Consider the following 20,474-nt stretch of genomic DNA (forward strand, 5'->3'; position numbering starts at 1 on the left):
GTCACACACAACGCGTGCCTCTTGGAACGACCTATATGTCGGACACTTTCGAACTGGTTGCCATCTCCTTGCCGCCCGACATCGCGCCGGAGGCGTTGCCGGCTGCGGTGAAGTCGATGGTTGCCGACTGCTGGCCCGGAATGAGTCGGGGACAACTCATTGCTCGCGCGCGTCGCCATGCCCTGCGACTCTCGCTACGTGCGCGCGAAGCCTGCGCCCCGGGTGAGATCGGGAGGTTCTGTCTGTGCCTGACAGCAGACGGCGAATCCGTGCGTCTCATCGCGCACCTGCGACGTGTCCCCCGTCGTCGCAAGCCGATGCGGTCCGGAAAACCCGTGAGAAACTCCAGTTCACCCCCACGGGATCCGCGTCAGACATCGCTGTTTTGATAACGATGCAGTGGTGAGTGCCGAGGCGGGAATACGTCGGCCGAATTCAGTGTGGTGCCCCGCAATCGAAGCTCACCATCTCAGCGAAAGTGTGCGCCGCCACGTCAATCGTTGGACACGAGTGCATCGGTCGAAATGCATCACTCCCTGGCCGAGCTCGATACAATCATCGAATCAGCATGGGGGATATAGCGATATGCGACAACGGACTTGCGCACCGGCCTGCCAGCGCCATCGGGATGCAGGCGCTAACGGATAACGTGGTGATGGGCGAGGAAAAACCACCGCGTGATGACTGGAACACTCTCACGCGTGATGAACTGCTGGCGGAACTGGTGCGTCTTCAGGCAGAAAACGCGAGGCTCGCCGCATTGTTGCCGTCACAGGTCCGATCGCCGGACAAACCCATACGGATCGCTCCGTGCGAGCCATCTGCGGCCGCCCGAAACCCGGACACGCCAATGCTGTCGCCGCAGCAGAAGGTGCAGCTCTTCCGGCGGTTGTTTCGCGGGCGCACCGATGTTTATCCGCTTCGTTGGGAGAGCCGGACCTCTGGCAAATCGGGCTATGCGCCGGCCTGCGCAAATGAATGGCGGGCAGGGATCTGTGAAAAACCCCGCATCCGATGCGCGGACTGCGGCCATCGCGTGCTGCTGCCGCTCGATGACCAGGTGATCTATGGGCATCTGGCCGGCGATCATACGGTGGGGCTTTATCCGCTGATGCCGGATGGCACTTGCTACCTGCTCGCCGTCGATTTTGATGAGGCAGATTGGCGCAGCGATGCGGCAGCCTTCCGCCAGTCATGCCGGGAGCTGGGAGTCCCGGTGTCGATTGAAATCTCCCGCTCAGGCCAAGGCGCGCACGCCTGGATTTTCTTTTCGTCGGCAATCGCTGCGCGCGACGCGCGACGCATGGGCTCAGCAATCATCAGCCACACCTGTGTCCAGACCCGGCAGCTCGAACTGTCGTCTTACGACCGGCTTTTTCCGAATCAGGATCTGCTGCCCAAAGGCGGTTTTGGCAACCTGATTGCGCTGCCGCTGCAGAAGCAGCCGCGCGAACATGGATACAGTGTGTTCGTCGACGACGATTTCCAGCCCTACGCTGACCAGTGGGGCTATCTGGCGTCCGTGCATGGGATGGACGGACGCGACATCGAGGGTGTGATCTTTCGCGCCACCGGTGGCGCGCACCCACTCGACGTTACGTTTATCACTGAGGAGGACCAGGCCGAACCGTGGAAGCCGCCATGCAGCCAGCCGAAGCGGTTGGCCGGAACGATGCCGGAGTCACTGACGCTGACATTCGCGAATCAGCTGTATCTCGAGAAGGCCTCGCTCCCGCAGGCGTTACTCAACCGTTTGATCCGGCTGGCGGCTTTCCAGAATCCGGAATACTACCGGGCTCAGGCGCGCGGCTTTAGTGTCTGGGATACGCCGCGCATCATCGGCCGCGCGGAGAATTGCCCGCGCCACATTGCGTTGCCGCGGGGCTGCCTCGACGACGTCATGACGCTGCTATGCGACAACGGCATCGCCTGCGATATTCGGGACGAGCGTTGCGCTGGCGAGCCGGTTACGGTTTCGTTCGCCGGCACCTTGCGCGATGACCAGCAGGCAGCGGTAGCCGACCTGTTGCAACACGATATTGGCATCCTGCATGCGCCAACGGCCTTCGGCAAAACCGTGACGGCAGCCGCAATGATCGCGCGGCGCGGCGTCAACACGCTCGTGCTTGTGCATCGCCGGGAGCTGCTCGACCAGTGGCGTGAGCGTCTGCAATCATTTCTTGCACTCGATCCGCGCATCGTCGGGACGATTGGCGGTGGCAAGTCAAAAGCAACGGGCCTGATCGACATCGCGATGCTGCAGTCGGTCGCGCCGAACGGTGCCCGCGGTGAGCTGTTGCGGTGCTACGGTCAAGTTATTGTCGATGAATGTCACCACGTCTCGGCCGACTCGTTTGAAGCCGTGCTCAAGGCTGTCAACGCGCGCTATGTGTTGGGCCTCACGGCGACGCCTGTCCGGCGTGATAGCCAGCAACCGGTGATGTTCATGCTATGTGGGCCGGTGCGCCATGTGGCACGATCACCGGCCAACGCGCCGCAGCTGCTTGAGGTTCTCCCGCAAAGGCTCACCGCTGAGGTGGAGGTCGCGGCCGACGCGCCGATCCAGGAGGTGTTTGCGCGTCTGGCGCAGGACGCGTCACGCACGGCCATGATCGCCGATGCAATCTGCGAGCAATACCGACAGGGACGAAATGTGCTGGTGCTGACCGAGCGAACGGACCATCTCGAGAGCCTGCATCAGGCACTGGAGGATGCGGTCCATCCGCTGTTCGTGCTGCATGGGCGCCTGGCCAGGAAGGCGCGCGAGGCGCAACTGACTGCGCTTGGCGCGCTGGCCGATGATGTGCCGCGCGTCGTGTTGGCGACCGGGAGGTTGGTGGGCGAGGGTTTCGACCATCCGGCGCTGGACACGCTTGTGCTGGCCATGCCGATCTCGTGGAAGGGGACTCTACAGCAGTATGCCGGGCGGCTGCATCGAGAGCACGTGGCCAAGACCGGCGTACGGGTGCTGGATTTTGTCGATGGGGGACATCCGGCGCTGCTGCGCATGTGGGAGAAGCGCCAGCGTGGCTACCGGGCAATGGGGTACCGTGTGCACGAATGCGGGGAAGCGCTCCAGCTGGTGCTCGGCGGAAATCCGACAGGCTTATAGTAAAAAGGCTGCATCGGTATTGCGTCCAAGTATCCGATGGACGAGCCCGTCGGTTCGCGTTGGCCTACCATCGACACGGTATCTTGTCCGGCCGCGTCGACGCTGTCGAGGGCGCGCCGCACCTGGCACGGGCAGGGCGCCGATGGTGCTTGGGCCGTGGCGGCTGAATTTTCTCCGCGGTGCGGAGAGAATGCTTGGCGTGCCGGTCTGGCGGTGGACTGTAGCGGGCTGATCGCGCGTCGCATCGTGTGTCCACGCTGCATGCCCGAACGCACCCGACAATTTTCCGTACAGCAGCGCGAGGAGGTAACAACCTATGGCTACTACCCGCTTTGAAGCGCGCGTCGAGACCGACGTGCTGGCCGTGATCCGCCGGGCGGCCGAGATCCAGGGGCGCACGATGTCGGACTTCGTCGTGTCCGCCGCGCACGAAGCCGCGCAACGCGCCATTTCCGACGCGGAAGTGATTCGCCTGTCGGTGGCGGATTCGGCGCGCTTCGCCGCGGCGATTCTGTCGCCCGCCCAGCCGACGGACGCATTGCAGCGTGCACTCGATCGTCACGACCAACTACTGCGTAACGAATAATCGGTCCGCAACTGACGGTGGCTGTGCTCGGCGAGGCCCATGATCGAACCGGTTTTGAATGTGGTACGCCGGCGCTTGACCGCTACTTGCGCGAGACGGTGACGCAGGACGTTCGGCGCCGCGTGGCCGCGTGCTTTGTGATGCTCGATCGCAACGTCGTCGTAGGCTACTACGCACGGTGTGCCGCCAGCATCGCCTCGGCCGATTTGCCCGTGAGGTGGCGTGCAAGTTGCTCTGCTATCCTGCGATCCCGGCGGTGCGCATGGGTCGGCTGGCCGTCGATCGCCGGTACCGGGGCAGGGGGCTGGGTGCGGCCTTGCTGGTCAATGCCCTGCGACGAGCCACCCGCTCGGAGATCCCGGCCGTCGGGTTGACCGTCGACGCGAAGGACGAGGGCGCCGCGGCGTTCTATGGACACTTCGGCTTCCAGTCCCTCACGCACGATCCGTTGGCATTGTTTCTGCCGTTGGCGACGGTGAAGTAGGCGGGGCCGCCGCCTCATGCGACGACGTCAAGTCGGCCGCAGCCGGTTTTCTGGCGCCGGGTTGGCGCGCCGTCAATCGCGCGATCCTGGCACAACACGCTGCCGGCGGTGGCCGCATCGCGCGGCTTGACGATCCATCAGCATCATCTAGGCTTGCTGATGGCTTTCCGTCAGGTATTTCGTCGGTATCGGGACGCGCGCCGGCAGGGCCAATCCACCATCAAGGAGAGCGCATCATGCGCCGCATCAAGAGGGTCGTGCTCGGCTGGCTGACGGCCGCCATGCTAATCGGGCTCGTCGCACCGGCGGGCGCCGAGGAGTTCCAGTTCCAGTGCACTTCCGACCAGTGTCTGGTTACTCAATGTTGGGGGTTCTTGTGCTTCTGGGGCGGTTAGTGGCGTCGTGACGGCATCGAGCCGACACGCGAACCCGACTGCGGCTGTGTTTTTTGTGGGCCGGCGGAGGGACAAGGACTACGAAATGCCCCGTCTGATAACTCCTCTTATCAGAGTGATTTTTCATTCCCCGATTGGGTCGATTCCACCGCACCTGAACCCGGTCGCAGCGAGTTCGGTCCGAGGTCGTTAGCTTCGGTTTCCACGCATGCCCTCCTTATCGACCGGCCACTTGAATGTGCCTCGGTGATGCCTAATGTGTGCTATAAGTGTCTATAACTAGTGCATAAAAGGAGCGCGACACCATGAACACCCTCGCGACCCCCCGCCCAGCGGCCTCTGCAGCGACGCCCGCCGGCGCCGCACCCGCCAGCTTCGAGGCCTTTCTCAGCTCACTGCGGGAACCCGACACGGCCGCCCCCGTGCTGTCGGCCCGACGCTATGTGGCGGCCCTGAACATCGACCTGCAGACCCTGGCCGACCAGGCGCATGTTCACCGCAACACCGTGGCGCGGGCCCCGGAGTCGGCGTCGGTTCAGCACTTCCTGCGCGAGGCGATCCGCGTGATTCGCGCCGCGACCGACCTGTCCGGTGACGTGCACCGCGCGTTGTTCTGGTACCGCAACGAGCCGCTGGCCGTGTTCGATTACCAGACGGCCGAAACGCTGGTTTCCGCGGGCCGGGCCGAGGACGTGCTGCGCTACGTCGTCTCGCTGGAAGCGGGCGCGGCCGGATGATCCTCAAGCCACTGCAAGACGTCGTCGCGTACCGGATGCACCAGCCCAAGTGGGCGGTCGCGCCCACCAGCGGCGCCGGGGCCGCGAAGGCAGGCGGGCGGGCGAACCGGATCGGCACGCCGGCGCTGTACCTGGCGCTCGAAGTGGCCACCGCGGTGGCCGAGTACCAGCAGCTGTCGCCGCCGCTGCCGCCAGGCACGCTCGTGAGCTATCGCGTGACGGCCGCGCCCGTGGTTGATTTCACGGCGGGCTATCGCGGCGACCACTGGTCGCCATTGTGGGAGTCGTTCTTCTGCGACTGGCGCCGGCACTGGTTCAACGAGCGGATCGAGCCGCCCAGCTGGGTGCTGGGCGATGAGGTAATCGCCGCCGGCGCCAAGGGCATCCTGTTTTCGTCAACGCAGGCGGCCGGCGGCACGAACCTGGTGCTGTTCGTTGACCAACTGGACGCCGCCGATCGCCTGGAGGTCATCGATCCAGCGGGCGCCTTGCCGCGCGACCAAGCCTCGTGGGGCGAGTCCCCGGGCTGACCGGCGCGCCGGTCGCGATCCCGCACCCTACCGATCACAGAGGGGAAACCATGCAGTACGACGTCGAAGCAGAATTTGAGCGGCTCCAGGCCGAGGTGACGGACTTGGAGACCACGCATCCCGACCAAGTGGTCCATGACCGGTTGTTGGAATCGAAGGATTTAGTGGAGATTTGAAATGGCTAAGGCACGATTCAGAAGCGATGCGTCGGAAGCAATTCATAGCGCTGCTTCCGGCTTGTATCGTGCGAAGGTCATCGACAAGAAGACGATGCGTGAGTACGACGATCTGTGCATCGAAAAGGCGCCGGAGTTTGATGCGAAAGAAATTGCTCGTATCCGGAAGGGTGTGAACGTCAGTCAAGGCGTGTTCGCTGTGTATCTCAACACCACGGTGTCCACCGTGCGTCAGTGGGAACAGGGCGATAAGAAACCCAGCGGTATCGCCGCGCGTATGCTCCAGCTTGTGGAGAAGAATGGCCTCGGGATTTTCGGCTGACGATGGTGCGCGCTGCGTGACGCAACGACGACACCCCTTGTCCGCGTCACACCGGATGTCGTGTTCTCGGCCGCCGTTTTTCCCCGTGGCCCGCTTCCGCCGGGCGGGCTTCGAAGTAAGCCGGCCGGAAGCCAAATCTCTGCGGATCTGCATCGCGCCGATCCGTGCCCGTGGAGGCGAATTCGATTCGCTGGAAGATCTCCGTCGCAAGAACCGAGCCGACCTTTTGAGGGACCCGGAACTCGATGACGATCCCTACGCGTAAAGCACGGGCCATAGTTTCCAAGTAGCGCTACCCGATCGATTCGAGCAGCGTTTTTTCGCGTCTGTCGGCACCAGACTCGAGGAAGTCGGTCATCTCAGCACGACACTCCGGAAAAACCTTGGCAACGTGGTTAGCTTGGGCAACTGTAAGACGCATGGGGAAATTACTCACTGGAAACGGACGGCGCGAGAGACGAACTCGATGATGCCGATACGCTATCACATCGCATACCTTGACAAGCTGAGAAGGTGCCACGAAATACTCGTCGTCTAGATGTGTTCCCCGGGCGCTTACAATTGATCCAGGCAACGTGGGATGAAGTAGCTTTCGAAGCTGCGGGACCGGCCTGATCGAACTTGGACTCGATGTCTACCACCCGGGCGATTGCGAGCATCCTTATCGATCCGGTCCGAGGTCATGTACCACATCTACATCGGCTATAAGAACATAGGCGGAAAACTTGATTCGTCGCGACGAGCCGGGATTGAGATCTCAACCTCCTGTCAGAGTTGCCAGCTTGCTCACATACCGTCGCTAGGGATGTAATTTGACCGCGCGGCTGGCTAAGCGTGATACGGGCGACGACGCATCGCCAAGCTTGAAATTGGCGTAATCAATTCCGCTTTTCAAAGCCTCTCTAAAGCTCGACTTAGCGACGCGGCCATTGCTGCATCAATCGGGACCGTGATCTCGCGGATCGCTGAAATCGATGTGCTTCCGGATGCCCTGGAGCCCCAACATGCACGACACAACGCATCGTTATGACGTCATCGTTGTCGGTGGAGGGCCCATGGGCCTATCGACCGCCTACCATCTCAGCAAGCGCAAGGCCAGGACGCTGGTGCTCGAGCAGTTCACCTTCGTGAACCAGCTCGGCAGCTCGGCTGGCGTGTCGCGCCAGTTCCGCATCCCCTATCCCGACGCCTACATGGTCAAGCTGGTCAAGCAGTCGATCCCCTATTGGGACGAGTTGCAAGGCTTGACGCCGCTGCCGCTCATGGACACGGTCGGCACCTTGTGGTTCGGCGATCCGTCAGTCAAGTCGACAGAGGGCAATATCCCCGCCGCCGAGCAAGCGCTGAAGGCCGAAGGGGTTGCCTATGAAACGCTGGATGCGCGCGAATTGGAGCGGCGTTTTCACTTTCGCAATCTGCCGTCGACGTATACGGGACTATTTCAGGCCCGGGGCGCCAGCATCGATCTCGTGGCCACGCAGCGGACGCTGCTCGACTGGAATCAGCGCTCTCCGTTCGTGCAGCTGTTGCAGGAGGCGCCGGTCATCGGCATCGAGCATCGGCAAGGCGTCTTTGAAGTGAAGACTCCGCTCGGGACCTTCAGTGCCGAAAAGCTGGTGCTGACGCCGGGCCCCTATGCCGACGACGTGTTCAAGCTGCTGGGGTTCCGTATCGCGGCGACCTACTGGAATATGGCCTCGGCCTACTACCGCAAGACGCGGCCGGATATCCAGTACCCCACCTGGTTCGTTTTCCAGAATCCGGTGGGCGACAACGGCAATCAGTTCTACGGCTTCCCGGAGGTAGCCTGGAATTACCCGGGCTATATCCGTGTCGCCTCCGATTTCGTCCTTGCGCCGCTGACGTCCCCCGATCAGCGCACGCCCATTCCGAATCCTCAGGAGCTCGCGTTCACGGCCGAGTGGGTCGGCGAGCATATGGAGGGTCTCGAGCCGGTTCCGCGCTTCACGTCGACCTGCCTCGTTGCACTCAGCAAGATCGAGAACAAGGAATTGCTGATCGACTTCGCGCCCGACCATGTGCCGAACCACCGCGACATCGTCATCTATGCGACCGGCTGGGCCGGAAAGTTCGTTCCGCTGCTAGGCGAAATTCTTTGCCAGTTGACCCTGGACGGTCATACCCCATTCGACATCTCGCACTTCTCCACCGGCAGCCGCTATTTCAACAAGCTGGCCTGAGCGCAGGCCGCGCATCTACGGGAGCAGGACACCATGGCAAGCAAGACCTATTCGATCTTCGGGTGTGGTGCGGCCGGCCTATATACGGCCTGGCGACTGTTGAATGGCCAGACGCGAGCGGGGGGCGATCCGGATCGGCAGTTGCAGGAGGGCGACGTGCTGGAACTCTTCGACTGGGGCAAGTACGATTTTTCGGAGGAGTTTCGGGGCACCCGTGCACCCGGTGCTCGGGTCTGCACCTGGCATTACCAGAACAATCCCGACAATTCGTACCTCGAATTGGGTGGCATGCGCTATTCGCAATGGAACGGTAAAAACGACGGTAAGGCGCAGGGCCATCGGCTCGTCACGACGGTGATCGCCAAGCTCGGGCTCGACCGCTATGCCGTGCCTTTCAACGAATCGAGCAATCCCCTCTACTACCTGCGCTCCAGGAATCTCTATCAAAACGATATTTCTTCGCGCACGCCAGCGCCGTACGCGGCCAACAACTATGGTGCCGCGACCACGCCCGACCAGGGCTTCGCCGTCGTCGAAGCGTTGTCGGTCACGAGCACCAGTGGTCCGAGCACACGCAAGCAGTGGGACGCGTTTTATCAGCATGGCCGCATCACGGCCGAACTGCCGTCGAGCTCCATCTTCCAGAAAGGCGATTTGCTCAAGGACATCGGCTATTGGAACCTGATGTACGACCAGCTCGGCTCGGAAGGCTATCAGTATGCCGCGGACGGCAACGGATACTCGTCCAACGTGATCAACTGGAATGCCGCGGTCGCCTTCGAGGCGAACAACGAATTCACGCCGGGCAATCAGTACATGACGCTGACGACCGGCTACTCGGGCATGTTTCACGCATTGTTTGCGGCCATTGAGCAGTTGGCGAGGCAGCGAGGCGTCACGCTTCAGTATTACCCGAACCAGCGGCTGCGCTCCATCCATGTCGAGAACGGCGTCGTCCATTACACGATCGCGAAGCGGGAAGATCCCTACCGGGAGGCTGCCCGTCAGACCACGGCGGCCGCCTGGCTGGCCATGCCGCGCGCGGCGCTCGAACAGGTTGCCCAGGGCTCCCGCTATGACGATCGGGGCGGACTGGACGTCCTGAACGACCAGAAGGTCAAGCTCTATCTCGAGTCGGCCATCATGCAGCCGTCTTACAAGGTCGGCATGTTCTTCGAGAAGGAATGGTGGTTGGACCCGGTTACGCCCTATCCGCCAAAGATCAACGGCTATGAAGTAACGGATGCCGTGATCGCGTCGCTCAAGGAGCAGGATTTTCCGCCAGTGTTCGTGCAGGCGATGTCCGGTTCGGACACGATCCTGAATGTCCAGTTCGCGAGCGCCGACGAGCTGGTCAAGGCAGTGGAAGAAGCTGCCGGCGAGCGGATGACCGTCAAACAGGAAACGTTGCTGCTCGCCGTCGCAAAGCGCAACACCATGGGACCGAGCGTGACCGACACGCCGATCCGCATGGTGGTCTACTTCGGCAATAACGCGGCTGACAAGGATGCAAAGCCGGTCTACGGCCTGCTGGCTTCCTACGACGACGAAACCTTCACTACGTTTTGGCGCGAGTTGGAGCTCGGGCCGAACGAAGAGCGGCAAGTGCCGACCGCCGACGATATCCAACCCCTGATCGGGCCGCGCAAGGTGCCCGACAGAATGGTCAAGATGTTGCGAAAGCAGCTGGCGGAATTGCACTTTGGGCCGAATTCTGACTTTGCGAACGTGCCCGAGCCGCTCGAGGCGGCCTATGTCGACTGGTCGCTGCCGCCGTTCCGTGCGGGCTACCATGCGTGGGCCGCGCACTACGACGTTGCCGACGTCCAGCAAAAAATACGCAAGCCGTCGCAGCTGATTGACGGCAAGGATGCGCCCATCTTTATCGTCGGGGAATGCTACTCAAACGATCAGGCTTGGGTGGAAGGCGCCTATTGCACGGCGGAATCGGTGCTCAACGATTTCTTCGACATTGAGCCGTTGATTGATGATTCGGAATACCCGTTCATCTGCCAGCCACGCTGATTGTTCGGCGCATGCGGTCGCAGTTGAACGTGGCGCGGATCTCTACGGAGAGCTGGAGCCGCGAAAAGCGAGCGGGAGGGGCGGTGACGCGCCCGCTCGAACGACCGCGCGGCCAGTCGAAAGACGGTTGGCGCGCATCAATACTGAAATACCAGCCATTCCCTGTCGTTCTGCACGACCCTCTTTTTCAGACGTAGTTAATAAGGAAATAAGGAGCGGCAATGCAATCTCTCAGACTGTGGCGGCATCTCGCGCCCGGCGGTTCATCCCTGAAGGGGCTTGCGCTTGGCGAGCCGGTCGCCGAAGACACTTCCATCGAGCCTCTGCTCAAGCATGAGCTGTCGACGCGCGACTACGTCACCTATCTGCTGTCCATCGACGCGGAAATCGAACATTGCCTGATGGTGCAGTATCTGTACGCCGGCTATTCGCTGGGCGGGCCGCAGGTGCCGGAGGCGTTTCGCGACACGGTCCGCAATTGGCAGGAAACCATCCTCGGCATCGCCAAGGAGGAGATGGGCCACCTGATCACGGTGCAGAACGTGCTGCGTCTGATCGGCTCGCCCTTGCATTTCGAGCGTGACGATTACCCGTGGGATACGCCGTTCTATCCGTTCCCTTTCATGCTCGAACCGCTGACGCTCGATTCGCTCGCGAAATACGTCTATACGGAGGCGCCGCTCGATTGGGACGGCGGCGAGCTGGGCAAGGATATCCGCCGGCGCGTCGGCGAGCAGGCATCCAATCCTCATCAGGTCGCCGAGCTGTTTCATACGCTGATTCCGCTCGTCAGGGACCACCTGCCCGATGATGTCTTCCAGGCCGACACCTACCGCTGCCAGGCGGATTTCGCCGAATGGGGACGCGGGTATAAGGGCGGCCACAGGGGCGGCGGCGGTCGCTCTCTAGGCGGAACGCCGGACGTGCTCGTGATGCCCGCCACCTCGCGCGACGACGCGGTGGACGCGCTGGAAAAGATCTCCAAGCAGGGGGAGGCGCCCCACGGCAAGGATCCCTCGCATTTCGTGCGCTTTTTGCGGATCTATGTCGAGATGCTTGCGGTCCTCGAAGGCGAGCTGTGCGGCGTTGACATCTGGCTTGCCGCACGCCCCGACGACTTTCTCGAAGAAGCCTGGACGGAAGCCTATCCGGCAGCGGTGGCCGAGCTGCACGCGGCGAAGGTAGACGACATTTGGCGGCCTTCGCGGCCCGTCGCGGTGAATCCCTACGTGTCGCTCGACCCCGAGCTCGAGCCGGAGCAGGGCGGCGCACCCGTGACGCCCATCACCGAGCCTGTAACCCAGCTGTGGGCGTCGCTGTTCAACCTGCGCTACCGCATGCTGCTGCAGTACCTGATCCATAGCTTCACGCTCTACGGGGGGCTCAATGCGGCCGGGCAGTTCACGCCGCGCGGCACGATCGTCAATGCGGCGTTCGGCGAGATGTACAACCTGCGCGCGCTCTCGGAGATCCTGATGCAGTCGCGCGTGTCGATTGAGCCGGACGCGTCGCTCGCGGGGCCGCCGTTCCAGATGCCCTATACGCTCAACAGCCCGTTCGGTGAGGCAAACCGCTGGCGCGGGCACCTCGATCTGCTCGCGGCCTCGGAGAACCTCGTGGCGGCCTTGCTGGCCAAGACCGATGCCGCGCGCCATCCGTATTTGCTCAGTCTGCGCGAAGCCGACCGGAACCTGGCCGCCGTCGCCAGGCGCATCCTGTCCGGCGACGTCGACCTGGCGCTACTCTAGGAGCCGCACATGCCGATACTGGAACTCCGGATTTTGCCGCCCATTGCGGTCGGCAGGCTGGGCGCTGCGGCGACGCCGCTGGAAGCTTTCGACCTCGTCGTCGATCCCGACAACCCGCTCGACTTTCGACGCATCGTGCCGTGCACCACGCTGGAGGTGGATCCCGAAAGCGGCGAGATCGTGAATGCCTATGTGCCCGACACGATTCGCTTCAAGGACGAGAACAAGAAGGTGCGGCCTGTCGCGCCTTTTCTCGAAGTGTTTGCGCGCACGAGCGAGGCGCCCCATACGCTGCAGCCGCTCACGCTGCAATTGCTCGCGGCGGAACAACTCGATCTCGACGCCCTGCATTGGGATATCCATCTGGGCAACATCAAGATCTACCGCCGCACCAACGACGCGAACGACAAGATCCACGCGAACCTGACCGGCCTCAAGGATCACAAGCGGCACGCGATGCAAGGCCATTGCGAGCACTTTCGCCCGGGGCGGTATCTTCCGCTCGGCCACGTCCAGTTCGTCAAGCCGACGGCGCAGTTCCCCGAGATCCGCCTGCGCTACACCCCTGCCGCTGGTATCGTGTACGGCACGCGGCTGGTGCGCCGCACCTCGGACAAGGAACGCGAAGACGAGCTGAAGCTCGATCCCGTTATCGATCGCGACGATCTCCTGCTCTACGCCGAGACGCCGGGCAAGTGGCTCGGCTTCAGGGAGGCGGGCGGCCCCACGAAGGAGCATCCCGCGCCGACCAACCCCGCGCAGATTTTTGCCGGATACGCCGACAAGGATGGCAATCAAGTCAGCTGGGGCTATCTCGACGACGAATGCGATGGCTACGTGCAAGTCGTGCTGACGAGGAGGGGCGGCTCCACGCTGCGTGCGCACGGCTATATCGGCGCCGGGCCGCCGGCCTATGCGCCCGATACCATGCCGGTGCGCGTGGTGTCTGACGAGATGGAGCAGATTCTCCACGGTATCCACGTCCCGGAAGAGAGCGTATCGATCGACGAAGCCACGGAGATCGTCCTGCGTGCGCTCGAAACGATCCGCCTCATGAACACCGCCGTCATGAACGGCAACCCGGTCAACGGAAGGCTCAACGTCGCGAGCACGATGGTGCGGCAGAACACGGCCGACTTCGAGCGCTATTACGAGCCGATTGCCGCCGAATCGATCGTCGACAATCTCGCGCTGCGTGCGTTGCACGAGCGCGTGTTCAGCACGCTGGCGGCGGGTGGCGCGCCGTGGTTCGCCAAGCTGCTGCGCCAGCCCGAGGACATCGGCGACCTGACCGCCGAGGGCTTGCGCAAGATGCCGGCCCTGATGCGCGGGGCGGATGGCCGTAGCCTGACGCTTACGCGCCGCCACATCAACCTTGTGATCAAGGCGGCGCGAGACGCGATGTTCGGACAACCTGATCCGAAGGGAGACAAGCATGTCGGCTAACGATCCGAACGTTCCGAAAGACCACGAGCAGCCCGGCAACGGGGAGATCCGCGCGTCCAACCTGACCGCGCAGATTCACCATCGCGGCGTGGGCAACCCGGCCTCGATGCTGCCGCGCACGGCGATTTCGAATTGCTTCCCGGGCCTGGAGTTCGATTTCCGCAATCTCTGGCGGCGCGCATTCGTCGGCATCACGCTGGTCGAGAACAACAACTACATCGTCGATGCGGAGCCGGGCTACGAGCATCTCAAGTCGCGCCGCCTGCTGAGCTTCGACGGCCACAAGGTCGGCACGATGGTCCTCACGAAAGGGCCGGTGCTGCCTGACGGGGATCCTGTCACGCTGGCGAGCAAGCCCAATCCCCATGCGGTGTCGTTCATGGAGTGGTCGAACTCCATCGCCCGCATCGTGCATTTGCAGGGCCAGTCGGTCGAATGCGAATTCACGGCTCACGAGAACGCCCTGGAAGAGGTGTACTACGACCAAGGCAAAACCGAGACCCTGAAGGCGACGCTGACGCTGAGGCGCTTTTTCGAGGGCGACACCGCTAGCTTCAACCTCGAGATGCTGAAGCCGGGCGAGCTTACGCAAGGCCTCTGCGCGCCCTGGCAGAACGACTATCGCGAATGCGCGTGCTACTACTGGGCCGCGTCGCGACCCGACTTCGTCAATGTCGAGCCGGGCGACGACGGGCTGGCGCGCGGCGACATGTGGCTCTCCAAGCGCCGCACGGGCACGTACGTGCCGGACAATCGCGTCGACACGCGGCTGTGGTCCTACGACGATCTGTTCCGTTCCTGGCAGGAAGATCTGCAGTTCGTGATCCGCGGCAAGGATGCCGATGAAACCTGACCGCGCTGTTGAGCCGCTCGCGCCGCTGGCGTCGGCGATGGCGGCGCGCATTGTAGAGGCGTCGCGCCCGCGGCATCCCGGGATCCACGTGGTCGAGGATGCGGAGGGCGCGCAACTGTTGCTCGTGAACGGAAGCCGCCTGTTTCATGTGCCGCACGATCTGCATGACGCGTTTCAGGCGGCGCTCGAGGACGGGGATGCGCAGGCCGTCGCCTCGCTGGTCGCGAGCCGCGGGCTCGACATGCGCCCGGCGATCGACGACGAGCCTTTGACCGAGATGCCGGTGCACGCGTTGTCGCTTGCCGTCGCGCAGAAATGCAATCTCGGCTGCACCTATTGCTACGCCCAGCAAGGGGAATTTGGCGGCAAGGCGAAGAACATGCCGCTCGAAACCGCGCTTGCGGCAGTCGACCTGCTGATCGAGCAGGCGAGCGAGGGCGGCAAGATCAATCTTGCATTCATGGGCGGTGAGCCGCTCGCCAATCGCGCGGTGCTGCGCGCGGCGACTGTCCACGCGAGGGAGCGCGCCGATGCCCGCGGAATCCGATGCCAATTTTCGGTGACGACGAACGGCAGTCTGCTGCAGGAAGACGACGGGGCGTTCTTCGAAGAGCACGGCTTCGCTGTCACGGTCAGCCTCGACGGCCCCGCGCCCGTGCATGACCGCTTGCGTCCGTTCAAGGGCGGCATGGGCTCGTTCGATCACATCGTCGAGCGCGTGACGCCGTTGCTTGCACGCCAGCGGCGCATGCAGGTCTCGGCGCGCGTGACCGTCACGCCGTTCAATCTCGACTTGCCGAGCACGCTCGATACTTTCGTCGACATGGGGTTCCACAGCGTCGGCTTCTCGCCGCTGCTGCGCGCTTCGAACGGCCGCGCGGAAATGGGCCCGGACGATATGGCAGACATGCTGCAAGGGATGATCGCCTGCGGGCTCGCGTTCGAGCAAAAGGTCATGCGCGGCGAGCGCTACCCGTTCTCGAACATGCAGAACGCGCTGCGCGAAATCCAGCGCGGCACGCATCGGCCGTATCCGTGCGGCGCAGGGGCGGGGTATTTCGGCGTCTCCGCCGATGGCGAGCTGGCGGCGTGTCACCGCTTCGTCGGCGACGAGGCCGGCGTCATGGGCCATCTCTCCACGGGCGTCGATCAGGCGCGCCAGACGATTTGGCTCGCCGAGCGTCACGTGCACAAGCAACAGCCCTGCAATGCATGCTGGGCGCGCTATCTTTGCGGCGGCGGATGCCATCACGAGGTCCTCGAGCGCGGACGCAGCGCCTGCGATTACATCCGCGGCTGGCTGCACTATGCAATCGGCGCGCACGGCAGGCTCGCGCGCTATGCGCCGGCCTGGTTTGCCGGTTCGCCTGGCGCGTCGTCCAGTAGTGCGGGAACGGCGTGAATCGCACGTTCGACATGCTCGTGACCGGCGCCGGTCCCGCTGGCCTGTGCGTGGCGCTTCGCTTGAACCATCTCGGGCATCGCGTGCTGCTCGTCGAGCGAAGCCCGCTATGGCCTCGTCCGCAGATCGGGGAAGCGCTGACGCCGGGTGTCAGAAACATCATCGGCTACCTCGACGCGGACGAGGTGCTCGAATCCGTTCCCATCCTCGCAGGCAAGCCTACGAGCGTACGTTGGACGAGCGAATCGATCGAGACGGTGGCGCACGACGGCGCCGTCGTGGAGCGTGCCACATTCGATGCGGCGCTGCTGCGCTTGGCCGTGGCGCGCGGCGTGGAAGTGCTGCGGCCGGCGAGCCTCGCGCAAGTCGACGGAGCGCCCGGTGCCTGGCGTGTGCAGATCGCTACGCCCGACGGGCTGCGGAACGTCGAGGCGCACGTGCTGCTCGATGCCCAGGGCCGGCAGAGCCGGCGCGAGCCGCAGCGCTTGCACGCGCGTCGGCTGTCCACGGTATGGGCCGAAGCCACGATGGAAACGCGGGCTGCGCATGCCGATGCCGCCACGCGCGTGGAAGCGCTCGATGACGGATGGATGTGGGGCGCTGCGCTGCCGGGCGGCCGTTACCGCGTCATGTTCACGTTCGATCCTTCCGCGCGCGACGACGCGCTCGAACGCGAGCCGGAGTCTGTCTTGCGCAACGCCTGCACGCGAAGCGCGTTGTTCAAGGACATGGCAGGTTTGCCTTGGTGCGATTCGCCGCGCATGTGCGTATCGACGCCTTACGTCGACGCGCTCTCCTGGCAGGACGGACGCATCAAGCTCGGCGACGCGGCCTTCGCGCTCGACCCGATCTCGTCCTCGGGCGTCGAGAAGGCGATGCGCTTCTCGCTCCAGGCCGCTATCGCGGTCAACACGTGGTGCCGGGCAAGCGATGCCTCGGAGCGCGACCTGGCGCAGCGCTTTTACGAATCGCGCCTGATCGAAAGCGCGGCGCGTCACCTCGCATGGACCGCCGGGTACTACCGTCAGGCATGGTGCGCCGAATCGCCTTTCTGGCGCCTGCGCTCGACGCCCGCATTGACGTCCGATACGGTTGCGGCGTCCTCGCTCGGCGACGAAACCGCGGCGCGCGTAGACCTCATGACGCACGCGCTGCAAGACGAATTGGCGCACGTGCCGTCGAACCAGCCCGAGCCCAGCAAGCCCGCGCCTCCGTTGCCCTTGCACAGTCCGATCCGCTTCGCCCGCAATACCGGCATCGTCGTGGTGCCTTGCGCGACCGGCGACCGCGTCACCGCGCATCCCGCCTTGCAGCATCCGAGTCTTGATCGACCCGTCGCGTTCTGGAATGGCGTGGCGCTGTTTCCACTCCTCGACATGCTGACGCGGGCAACGCATCCGCTCGAGCTGATTGCGTTTCTCGGCAGATCGATGGAAGCGGCCAGGGCGCAACAGCTGCTCGAATGGCTGTGGAGCAAGCAAATGGTCGAGCCCGCTGTCTTCGGCGCGGGAATACCTAGGCGCCACAGGAACATTCGATGAGCAACGAACAAGCCGTTTACCAACGCATAGGGGAGTTTGCCGTCTCATTCCAATGGATTGAGAACAAGCTTCGGGAGATTGGATGGTTCATCCTCGATCCAGACCGCCTGAAATGGCCACCTCCCGATCTGAGAAACCTCACCAATGATAAGCTCGTTGACCGCGTTCACGAACTCTTCTTGCAGGCGCTACCAAAGTGCGAACTGCCTCAGGCACTAGAAGCTGATTTCAAAGACTCCTTTTCATCTTCCGTCGAACGACTGCATCAACTCAGAAGGGACCGAAACCGCATACTTCACTCCGCGTATATCGAGCTCAAGGCGGGCGGAGAGGTCCAAGGGATTCTTCGCTCTGGCGCGAGGTTTCAGGTCGATGAAGAAACGGGCGAGCCACTTTTTGATCAAGAGCTACTAACCGACAAGTCGTTCACTTCCGAAATGAAGGCTATGGCCGAGTTGGCACTGTTTCTCAATCGAGCCTATATGCAACTCATTCACCGGTATCCGAACGGTGGCGCCTAACCCTTCCATCGACAGGATCAGTCTCGGCAGCAACAGCGCGAACGACTGCTCGGCGCTGCTTTCCAACGGTTGCATCCCCGAGTTTCCAGCGGCCGAGCATATTGCCGAGCTCAGTGTTCACGACGGGCGAAACCCACGACGGTTGAGGGTGCTTGTGTAGATTTTAACGGCTGCGCTCACCAGCATTTGCCCGAAATCTGACATGGGCGTCCCCGGCCACTTGGGAGATGGCCGGTTGCGCTGTCGTGCGCGTGGCGCATCGAACCCCCTGCGGGGTTTCGCCCCTGTCGGGCTTCCATCGTTCCCTCGCTCCGCTCGGCTGACGCCTCCGGCCCGGCTTTCAGCTTCGGGCCTGCGCGCTTCGCTTGCCGTGCGGTCGGCGGTGGAAGGGGCCGTTGCCGCCGGCCCATTGGCCGCATGGTTGCCGGTCAGCGCGGCCCGCGTGTGGGGGAAGCGGTTCATGCCGCAGGTTTGCGCGGTCTTGACCGACGCACAGTGTCTCGGGGACGGTGTCCTATCTGTTCGGCTTGCTGATGCCGGGCACCATCATTCGAAGAGTCCGGGGTCGACCCGCGGCACCTCCCGCGCGAGCACAAGCAGTCGATTCGCCTGCGCACTGACGAAATCAGACACCTGGTGCACGACGTCGCGCTCGCCGCCCACGTAGACCTCAGAGGCCGCCAGCTCGGGCGCGAGCCGCAGGATGCCGCGAGCCATGACGCCTATCTCGCGAGCGAGCTGCGTGGGGCGCGTGCCCGTACGGCGCGCAAAGTCCGCAAGCGCGTAGGGCGTGACCTCTTCAGGCAGGAAGGCATCGCCATAGGCCATCGCCATGTCGCGCTCGACGTGCTCGCCATAAGCGTTGACGGACACGAGGTCGTACATCGGTGCCGGTACGAGTCCGGCGGGCCGCACGTGCATCGAGAGGTTCTTACCGTGGGCGTCGCTATTGCCGAGCAGCAGCTGGAGGATGGACCAGCGCAGCAGATAGGGCCGCGCACTCGCCGGCGTCACCATCTTGTCGAGCAGTGTAAAGAGGCGCTCAAAGCTCACCCCCTCGCGGATGTTCCGCACATCCGCGCCCGCACCCAGGTTGCGCTCATACTTGAAGGTCGACGGCAGGTCCAAGGCCTGACAGGCGTCGATGACGTGCGTTCTCAGCACGTGCTTCGCACGGCCCGGGGCGTCGGCATCCCATTGCACGATGCGGTCAAACCGCTCAATGAGCAGGATGGGCTCCGGCAGGCGACGAATCGACACAGGCGCAACAGGCAACTGCAGGCGCGCGAGCACATTCAGGCGTGCGGCCAGGGTCATGCAGAAGTGCTCGTTGGCCACCATGTACGGCATGTGCGGATTCCGGCTTTCGGGCTTTAGCAGATGCGTCGAGCTGAGCGAGCCGTCGGCAAGCGCGAGCTGCTCGCCCTCGACGAGGACCTGCAGCTTGTCCTGGTAGCCGGCCAAGGACAGGCGCACTTTGCCGTCCCAGACCGGAAACGGAATCGCATCGCGCTCACGGATACGCTGCCCTAGCTCTTCATTGGTGATGGGCCGACGCATTGGCTCGCCCATCTGCTCGTGGGCGATACGCGCCGCCTCGTCAGGCGTCGCATCCATTGCGAGGAAACTGAACGCTCCGACCGGCTCTTTACCCAGCAGGCGGACCAGTGCAAAGATGTTGTTCTTCGAGACCTGGTTGACGATCGACACGATGTCGAGCGCGCGGCCTTCGGGCAGCAGGTTTTCCAGAAAGCGCTGGACGGAACCGGGGCTATCCGGCGCGCGGTCGAGCGGGAGGGCGGGCGAAAGATAGTACGCCGCGGGATTGTTCTGCCACGCCGGGGCATACCCGAAGCCGTAGCGGTCCTCACGCGACTCGAAATTGAGAACCCCGACCGCGTCACCGTGCGTCGAAACGTGCAGAACGTGGTTCATACGTCGGTCTCCTTGTCTCCACGCGATGCCTCGGATGTCCGACCACCGTGCACCATCGGCAGCGCGGGTTGCAGACGAATCGCCTCCTCCTTGGTAGTGACCAGCAGGGTGAGCCCGAGCCCGAAAAGCACGCGCAGCAGCCGATCGACTCCGACCGGCCCGCCGTTCTCCAGCCGCGAAAACACGTTCGACGCTACGCCGCACGCGTGCGCGGCGTCGTCGATGCGAAGCGATAGCTCCAGCCGGCGGCTGCGCACCAGTTCGCCCAAGGCCTTGAGGTCCTGAATTTGAGGGCCCGGTCGCGGTCCGGGCGCCGAGAGGGTACGCGCCATAGTTTCTCGATTCGGAAATTATCCGGTCATACTCGAGCAATTACATGGTAATTTCCCGTTGGAGAAACAATAACCCAATCTGGGTCAATCGGTCAATAAATTCTCTATCGAGAAATTATCCTGCTGGG

The 20,474-nt window shown here is 63.2% G+C and carries 16 protein-coding genes and 1 pseudogene; 15 read left to right on the forward strand and 2 right to left on the reverse strand.

What is annotated here, in order from left to right; translation table 11 throughout:
• Positions 1 to 655: 655 nt before the first annotated feature.
• From DIE23_RS21920 to DIE23_RS21990, 15 genes and pseudogenes are all read left to right on the forward strand, one after another.
• Positions 656 to 3,112: a TOTE conflict system archaeo-eukaryotic primase domain-containing protein gene (locus DIE23_RS21920; protein WP_124614051.1), complete on the forward strand. Its 2,457-nt coding sequence runs from the start codon at positions 656 to 658 to the stop codon at positions 3,110 to 3,112.
• A gap of 316 nt (positions 3,113 to 3,428) precedes the next feature.
• Positions 3,429 to 3,698, forward strand: a complete 270-nt coding sequence (locus tag DIE23_RS21925) for a DUF1778 domain-containing protein (RefSeq protein ID WP_057929526.1) — start codon at positions 3,429 to 3,431, stop codon at positions 3,696 to 3,698.
• Positions 3,695 to 4,182: pseudogene (locus tag DIE23_RS21930) on the forward strand (GNAT family N-acetyltransferase). The gene DIE23_RS21925 and the pseudogene DIE23_RS21930 overlap by 4 nt, the downstream one beginning before the upstream one ends.
• A 700-nt stretch (positions 4,183 to 4,882) precedes the next feature.
• Positions 4,883 to 5,314: a DUF2384 domain-containing protein gene (locus DIE23_RS21935; RefSeq protein ID WP_124614052.1), complete on the forward strand. Its 432-nt coding sequence runs from the start codon at positions 4,883 to 4,885 to the stop codon at positions 5,312 to 5,314.
• Positions 5,311 to 5,844: an RES family NAD+ phosphorylase gene (locus DIE23_RS21940; protein WP_124614053.1), complete on the forward strand. Its 534-nt coding sequence runs from the start codon at positions 5,311 to 5,313 to the stop codon at positions 5,842 to 5,844. The genes DIE23_RS21935 and DIE23_RS21940 overlap by 4 nt, the downstream gene beginning before the upstream one ends.
• A gap of 50 nt (positions 5,845 to 5,894) precedes the next feature.
• Positions 5,895 to 6,020 (forward strand): hypothetical protein, encoded by a 126-nt coding sequence (locus tag DIE23_RS40300; protein WP_260436135.1) that lies wholly within the window; start codon positions 5,895 to 5,897, stop codon positions 6,018 to 6,020.
• A 1-nt stretch (position 6,021) separates the two neighbouring features.
• Positions 6,022 to 6,342 (forward strand): DNA-binding transcriptional regulator, encoded by a 321-nt coding sequence (locus DIE23_RS21945; RefSeq protein WP_124614054.1) that lies wholly within the window; start codon positions 6,022 to 6,024, stop codon positions 6,340 to 6,342.
• Positions 6,343 to 7,346: 1,004 nt separating this feature from the next.
• Positions 7,347 to 8,543, forward strand: coding sequence for an FAD-dependent oxidoreductase (locus DIE23_RS21955; RefSeq protein ID WP_124614056.1), 1,197 nt, complete (start codon positions 7,347 to 7,349; stop codon positions 8,541 to 8,543).
• A 33-nt stretch (positions 8,544 to 8,576) separates the two neighbouring features.
• Positions 8,577 to 10,568 (forward strand): hypothetical protein, encoded by a 1,992-nt coding sequence (locus DIE23_RS21960; RefSeq protein ID WP_124614057.1) that lies wholly within the window; start codon positions 8,577 to 8,579, stop codon positions 10,566 to 10,568.
• A 221-nt stretch (positions 10,569 to 10,789) separates the two neighbouring features.
• Positions 10,790 to 12,316 carry a ferritin-like domain-containing protein gene (locus DIE23_RS21965; protein ID WP_124614058.1) on the forward strand — a complete coding sequence of 509 codons (1,527 nt, stop codon included), beginning with the start codon at positions 10,790 to 10,792 and terminating at the stop codon, positions 12,314 to 12,316.
• 9 nt (positions 12,317 to 12,325) lie between these two features.
• Positions 12,326 to 13,762: a hypothetical protein gene (locus DIE23_RS21970; RefSeq protein ID WP_124614059.1), complete on the forward strand. Its 1,437-nt coding sequence runs from the start codon at positions 12,326 to 12,328 to the stop codon at positions 13,760 to 13,762.
• Complete coding sequence (locus DIE23_RS21975) at positions 13,752 to 14,615, forward strand: hypothetical protein (RefSeq protein ID WP_124614060.1); 864 nt, start codon at positions 13,752 to 13,754, stop codon at positions 14,613 to 14,615. The genes DIE23_RS21970 and DIE23_RS21975 overlap by 11 nt, the downstream gene beginning before the upstream one ends.
• Complete coding sequence (locus DIE23_RS21980; protein ID WP_124614061.1) at positions 14,605 to 16,017, forward strand: radical SAM/SPASM domain-containing protein; 1,413 nt, start codon at positions 14,605 to 14,607, stop codon at positions 16,015 to 16,017. The genes DIE23_RS21975 and DIE23_RS21980 overlap by 11 nt, the downstream gene beginning before the upstream one ends.
• Entirely contained in the window at positions 16,014 to 17,558 is a 1,545-nt protein-coding gene (locus DIE23_RS21985; protein WP_124614062.1) for an NAD(P)/FAD-dependent oxidoreductase, read from the forward strand. Before DIE23_RS21980 ends, DIE23_RS21985 begins: the two co-directional genes overlap by 4 nt.
• Positions 17,555 to 18,079 carry a hypothetical protein gene (locus DIE23_RS21990; protein ID WP_124614063.1) on the forward strand — a complete coding sequence of 175 codons (525 nt, stop codon included), beginning with the start codon at positions 17,555 to 17,557 and terminating at the stop codon, positions 18,077 to 18,079. Before DIE23_RS21985 ends, DIE23_RS21990 begins: the two co-directional genes overlap by 4 nt.
• A 546-nt stretch (positions 18,080 to 18,625) precedes the next feature.
• Here the strand turns inward: DIE23_RS21990 and DIE23_RS21995 are convergent.
• Positions 18,626 to 20,014, reverse strand: a complete 1,389-nt coding sequence (locus DIE23_RS21995; RefSeq protein WP_057929648.1) for a HipA domain-containing protein — start codon at positions 20,012 to 20,014, stop codon at positions 18,626 to 18,628.
• Entirely contained in the window at positions 20,011 to 20,283 is a 273-nt protein-coding gene (locus DIE23_RS39655) for a helix-turn-helix transcriptional regulator (RefSeq protein ID WP_185646513.1), read from the reverse strand. Before DIE23_RS39655 ends, DIE23_RS21995 begins: the two co-directional genes overlap by 4 nt.
• Positions 20,284 to 20,474 lie beyond the last annotated feature (191 nt).

The organism is Burkholderia sp. Bp9143, from assembly GCF_003853645.1.
Classification (GTDB): Bacteria; Pseudomonadota; Gammaproteobacteria; order Burkholderiales; family Burkholderiaceae; genus Burkholderia.

Coding starts and splice junctions, on each gene's coding strand:
- DIE23_RS21940 (WP_124614053.1), top strand. CDS start 5,311: ATGATCCTCAAGCCACTGCAAGACGTCGTCGCGTACCGGATGCACCAG.
- DIE23_RS21960 (WP_124614057.1), top strand. CDS start 8,577: ATGGCAAGCAAGACCTATTCGATCTTCGGGTGTGGTGCGGCCGGCCTA.
- DIE23_RS21965 (WP_124614058.1), top strand. CDS start 10,790: ATGCAATCTCTCAGACTGTGGCGGCATCTCGCGCCCGGCGGTTCATCC.
- DIE23_RS21975 (WP_124614060.1), top strand. CDS start 13,752: ATGTCGGCTAACGATCCGAACGTTCCGAAAGACCACGAGCAGCCCGGC.
- DIE23_RS21970 (WP_124614059.1), top strand. CDS start 12,326: ATGCCGATACTGGAACTCCGGATTTTGCCGCCCATTGCGGTCGGCAGG.
- DIE23_RS21935 (WP_124614052.1), top strand. CDS start 4,883: ATGAACACCCTCGCGACCCCCCGCCCAGCGGCCTCTGCAGCGACGCCC.
- DIE23_RS21920 (WP_124614051.1), top strand. CDS start 656: ATGGGCGAGGAAAAACCACCGCGTGATGACTGGAACACTCTCACGCGT.
- DIE23_RS21955 (WP_124614056.1), top strand. CDS start 7,347: ATGCACGACACAACGCATCGTTATGACGTCATCGTTGTCGGTGGAGGG.
- DIE23_RS21980 (WP_124614061.1), top strand. CDS start 14,605: ATGAAACCTGACCGCGCTGTTGAGCCGCTCGCGCCGCTGGCGTCGGCG.
- DIE23_RS21995 (WP_057929648.1), bottom strand. CDS start 20,014: ATGAACCACGTTCTGCACGTTTCGACGCACGGTGACGCGGTCGGGGTT.
- DIE23_RS21945 (WP_124614054.1), top strand. CDS start 6,022: ATGGCTAAGGCACGATTCAGAAGCGATGCGTCGGAAGCAATTCATAGC.
- DIE23_RS40300 (WP_260436135.1), top strand. CDS start 5,895: ATGCAGTACGACGTCGAAGCAGAATTTGAGCGGCTCCAGGCCGAGGTG.
- DIE23_RS21925 (WP_057929526.1), top strand. CDS start 3,429: ATGGCTACTACCCGCTTTGAAGCGCGCGTCGAGACCGACGTGCTGGCC.
- DIE23_RS21990 (WP_124614063.1), top strand. CDS start 17,555: ATGAGCAACGAACAAGCCGTTTACCAACGCATAGGGGAGTTTGCCGTC.